We start from the raw sequence: 4,285 nt of genomic DNA, 5'->3' as shown, positions 1-4,285 counted from the left end.
GGAATTGCGGGCAGGCTCCCGAACGATCCGGCTGACGTTGATGGAAGCGGAGTTTCTGCGCCACTTGATCCGGCACGAAGGGGAAATTGTTGCGCGCAAATCGCTGCTCGAGGATGTGTGGGGACTTGCCGAGGACACAGATACCCGCGCAATCGACAACTTCGTCGTGCGCATCCGGAAATACATCGAGCAAGTCCCTTCCAAGCCACGTCATCTTCTGACCATCCGGGGACTTGGCTATCGCTTCGTCGCCGAACCCGAAGGCTGATGCCGGCGACTCACCCAAGGTGATACACTAAACCTACTCTCCAGTCCGTACACGCGGGTGAAATGCCGATGCTATTTAAAGTCGGAGATCGAGTCCGCTGGCGCCATGCCGTACCGGATTCAAAACTGACGAACGCTTTGGGCACCATTACGGCTGTGATTCCAAATGAAACCGGTGTCGATGACCTCACGCTATACGAGATCGACTTCGACTTCGGAGCCTTTACCCTTTATGGCAGTCAGATTGAACAGAAGCTGGAATCAACGGCAGACTGAATGACACTAGGTCAGACACGACGCCATCAAAAACAGTGGGGAGCGTTTGACAATCCAGGATTGCAACCGAAAACGACGATTTTCCGCCAGCCCCCGGCGCCGTACCGGACTACCGGCCAGCTTTCTGTTTAGCCCTGCAGACGTCTTCGCGTCCATGACGGATTGCGGCGGCAATCCAGCACTGCTTGTAGACGAATCACATCGCCCTCGACAGAATAGTAAACGGCGAAGGGAAATTGTGCGGCGAGGCAGCGATGATATCCAAACACCACGTTGTGAATCCCGGCGTGAAAAAGGAGCGAGTCGATGTCGGAGGAGAGCGAATTCAGGAAATACGAACCGAGTCCGGTTTCCTGATGTTCATAAAAGTGAAAACCCTCGACCAAGTCCGCTTCGGCCTCATCGAGGATCTCGATTCTCACCGAAGCTTCTCGCGCATCCTGACCTTTACCTGATCCCAATCCTCAAATTGGGCTGCTCCGTCGTCAACTCGCTTTCGGCGCTCATCAAGAATCTCCTTGTGCCATTCTGGTGACTTGATCGCCCCGGGAGATCTTGACAGGTCTTCCCATAGCGCCTCCATAGCAGCAAGCTTTTCTTGAAGGGTCATCTCGTTCAGCGGAAGCTTTATCGACATGATTGCAGTATATCTCGATGTCCCAGGCGGGCGCGAAGCGGGTGTGTCTTGGTTCAGCGTGAAATGGAGAGGAGGACGCCCGGTTGTTTTCTCGGGTTGCACAACAACGTCGCCGCTGCTGGCCCCGCGATCAATGCGCGGCACAACATTCAGTCTCTGTTCAAAATTGCGGGAAAATTCGATAAGCCGCAGCGGCTGATGGGTTTCCGATTCCTGCGGCAACAATAGTTCTTCTTCCGCTCTGGCGTCGGAGTCAGTTTCCGCTTCTTTCGCCGCATCACTCTGCCGATTGAAGCGTCTGCCGGCTTTTTCTCTCCCGCGAAACTTCGACCGAGCCATCCGCCCCCCCCAGTTTGCGTTTGAGGTCGGCGGCGATCTCGCGGCCGTGGAAACGGCCGTTCTCGATGAAGATTTCGGCCGTCCGGTTTCCGGCAACGACGACGCCGCCGAGATAGATACCCGGGATGTTGGTTTCGAGTGTCTCGGCATTGACCGAAGGGCGGCAATCCGGCGGCGGGCCGATCTCGATGCCGGTCTGGCGGAGGAAGTCGAGGTCCGGATGATAGCCGGTGAGCGCCAGGACGAAATCGTTCTTGAGCGTCAGTTCGCCCTCCGGCGTATCCAGAACGATCGTGGTGGGCGTGATTTCCCTCACGATGGTGTTGAAGTGCGCGGTCACTTCCCCGTTCTTGATACGGTTCTCGATGTCCGGCTTGATCCAGTACTTCACGTTCTGATGGATGACCGGTCCCCGATGCACGAGCGTCACCCGGGCTCCGTGACGCCACAGTTCGAGCGCGGCAATGGCGGCCGAGTTTTTGGCGCCGATGACGGCCACGTCTGCATCGAAGTAGGGATGCGGCTCGCCATAATAGTGATGGACCTTCGGAAGATCTTCACCCGGGATACCCATCATATTCGGCAGATCGTAAAAACCCGTCGCAATTACGATTTTGCGCGCGGCGTATTGGCGCGCGGAGGAAGTGCGATCGACGGTCTGAATGACAAACCTGCCGTCGGCGCCTGTAATCCTCTCCACGTTTTCATACTGACGGACTTCCAGCCGGTAGTGCTCGGACACCTTGCGGTAATACTCGAGCGCTTCCGAGCGCGTCGGTTTCTGGTGCGCCGTCGTGAAGGGGATGTCCCCGATCTCGAGCAGCTCCGGCGTGGTGAAAAAAATCATGTTGGCCGGATAGTTGTAGAGAGAATTGACCAGGCAACCCTTGTCCACATTGATGGCGCGGAAGCCCGCCTTCTGCGCTTCGATCGCGCACGCCAGACCAGTGGGGCCGGCGCCGATAACGACAACGTCGAATGACTCCGTCATGGCTACAGACTAACCCATCTGTTGCGTTAACATAGTGCAATTGAGATGATTTTGCGGGATGCCTGGCGCGCCGAACACAAATAGAAATAATTTCTGATGGATGCATCGATTCCAATCAAGCTGTTGCTGGCAGCTCTACTCGGGGGAGTCATCGGTATTGAGCGGCAAATCCGCGACAAACCTGCCGGACTCCGAACCAATATTCTGATTTGTGTCGGTTCGACATTATTCATGAGCATTTCAACCGCTTTCGGCGATACGCGCATCGGCGCCCAGATCATTACCGGAATCGGCTTTCTCGGCGCCGGCTCGGTGCTGCATTCGCACGGCTTTGTCCTTGGACTCACCACGGCGGCGACAATCTGGGTGGTGGCCGGCGTAGGAATGGCGCTGGGCTCTGGAATGTACACGGTCGCAATATTTACGACCGCGATGAGCCTCGTCACGTTGTATTTCCTGTCGTTTCTCGAAGACCGGATTCAAGGCAGAAGGTCATACAGTTACGCGCTTGTGGTAACCGATCTTCAAGGAGCACTCACGTCCATCAATCGCATTCTGCAGGAGAGTGCTGTGACCGCCGTGAGCTTTAACTTCAAGAAACACGAGGTAAATTATCAGGTCTGGTTCAATCTTTTGATTGCACGGGACAAGAATTTGAAAATCATTCAACGTCTTTCCGAGATTCCCGAAATCACCCAGGTCGAAACCGGCACCAGCGCCGGCGAGGCCCCTGCGATTGTATCCTCCGGACCGAATGGCGGCTCGTTGTGACGATACCTTTTGTGAAAACCCATGGCCTTGGAAACGATTTCCTCCTGGTCGAAAACACAGACAAAGTTCCAGGTGATTATCCGCGGCTGACGCAGCGGATTTGCGACCGTCATTTCGGAATCGGAGCCGACGGACTGATCTTGTGGAAGGCCGGCGGCGATGTATTCACGCTCAGGATCTTCAACCAGGACGGCGGCGAGGCCGAGTGTTCGGGAAATGGACTCCGTTGCCTGGCCGCCTATTTGATTGAGTCGGGCCGGTGGAAGAAAGACGAAATCCGTCTCGAAACCATCTCAGGTCTGTACACACTGCGGCATATCGGCCGGCAGTACGAGGCAGACATGGGAGAGCCCAGACTCGCCCCGGCGGAGATACCTTTCGTGCCCGCGTCGCCGATCGAACGCGTCGTTGCCTATCCCTTGCGGGCGGGCGGACAGACCTTTTCCATCAGCGCATGTTCGACCGGAAATCCGCACTGTTCGCTTTTTGTCGACGCCGTAGATGATGCGTACGTGGAAAAGATCGGGCCGCTGCTTGAGCGCCATCCTGCATTTCCAAACCGTACGAATGTCGAATTCATTCAAGTGCTGAACAATAGTGAAGCCAACGTGCGGTTCTGGGAACGCGGCGTCGGATATTCAAATGCGTCCGGAACCGGGTCGTGCGGAGCGGTTGTCGCGTGCATCCTGAATGGGAAAACGGACCGGAAGGTGACAGTGCATGCCAAGGCCGGGGACCTGATTGTGGAATGGCCTGAAGGCGGGCGGCTGAAACTGACGTCGACAGCCACAATTGTGGCGGAAGGGAATTATTCAGCCGCAGATAACGCGGATGACGCAGATAGGAGCATTTAAGTCGTCAGCTGCGTCATCTGCGTCATCTGCGGCTAATTCTTCTCGGCGTGGTGTATGACCGCGTCTTCGTATTTGTCGTGAATCTTGATTCCGAAAAATTCTTCGACTCGTTCCGTCGGCCACATCTCGACCGCATCCCATGCCATGCGT

Annotated in this window: 7 protein-coding genes; 4 read left to right on the top strand and 3 right to left on the bottom strand. The window is 56.0% G+C overall.

What is annotated here, in order from left to right; translation table 11 throughout:
* Positions 1-268: winged helix-turn-helix domain-containing protein (locus VGK48_16630; GenBank protein ID HEY2382803.1), on the top strand; the 268-nt coding region annotated here is incomplete at its 5' end.
* 62 nt (positions 269-330) lie between these two features.
* The gene (locus VGK48_16625; GenBank protein HEY2382802.1) at positions 331-543 is read left to right on the top strand and encodes a hypothetical protein; all 213 of its coding nucleotides are present in this window, start codon (positions 331-333) and stop codon (positions 541-543) included.
* A gap of 128 nt (positions 544-671) precedes the next feature.
* On the opposite strand, the gene VGK48_16620 is transcribed toward VGK48_16625, so the two are convergent.
* From VGK48_16620 to VGK48_16610, 3 genes are read right to left on the bottom strand one after another with little or no spacing between them, the layout of a single operon-like run.
* Positions 672-965: a type II toxin-antitoxin system RelE/ParE family toxin gene (locus tag VGK48_16620; protein HEY2382801.1), complete on the bottom strand. Its 294-nt coding sequence runs from the start codon at positions 963-965 to the stop codon at positions 672-674.
* A complete protein-coding gene (locus VGK48_16615; protein HEY2382800.1) occupies positions 962-1,519 on the bottom strand; it encodes an addiction module protein in 558 nt (185 codons plus the stop codon). Before VGK48_16615 ends, VGK48_16620 begins: the two co-directional genes overlap by 4 nt.
* A complete protein-coding gene (locus VGK48_16610; protein HEY2382799.1) occupies positions 1,458-2,510 on the bottom strand; it encodes a YpdA family putative bacillithiol disulfide reductase in 1,053 nt (350 codons plus the stop codon). Before VGK48_16610 ends, VGK48_16615 begins: the two co-directional genes overlap by 62 nt.
* A gap of 96 nt (positions 2,511-2,606) precedes the next feature.
* Here VGK48_16610 and VGK48_16605 point away from each other — a divergent pair, with 96 nt between their 5' ends.
* Both VGK48_16605 and dapF read left to right on the top strand, forming a co-directional pair.
* Positions 2,607-3,281, top strand: a complete 675-nt coding sequence (locus VGK48_16605; GenBank protein ID HEY2382798.1) for an MgtC/SapB family protein — start codon at positions 2,607-2,609, stop codon at positions 3,279-3,281.
* Entirely contained in the window at positions 3,278-4,135 is an 858-nt protein-coding gene (dapF, locus tag VGK48_16600; protein HEY2382797.1) for a diaminopimelate epimerase, read from the top strand. Before VGK48_16605 ends, dapF begins: the two co-directional genes overlap by 4 nt.
* Positions 4,136-4,285: the final 150 nt, after the last annotated feature.

Source organism: Terriglobia bacterium (assembly GCA_036496425.1).
Lineage (GTDB): Bacteria > Acidobacteriota > Terriglobia > 20CM-2-55-15 > 20CM-2-55-15 > 20CM-2-55-15.
This window is presented reverse-complemented; position numbering and strand designations above follow the sequence as displayed.

Excerpts from the sequence above, each read along its gene's own strand:
- VGK48_16625 (HEY2382802.1), top strand. The coding sequence starts at position 331 with ATGCCGATGCTATTTAAAGTCGGAGATCGAGTCCGCTGGCGCCATGCC.
- VGK48_16615 (HEY2382800.1), bottom strand. The coding sequence starts at position 1,519 with ATGGCTCGGTCGAAGTTTCGCGGGAGAGAAAAAGCCGGCAGACGCTTC.
- VGK48_16610 (HEY2382799.1), bottom strand. The coding sequence starts at position 2,510 with ATGACGGAGTCATTCGACGTTGTCGTTATCGGCGCCGGCCCCACTGGT.
- VGK48_16605 (HEY2382798.1), top strand. The coding sequence starts at position 2,607 with ATGGATGCATCGATTCCAATCAAGCTGTTGCTGGCAGCTCTACTCGGG.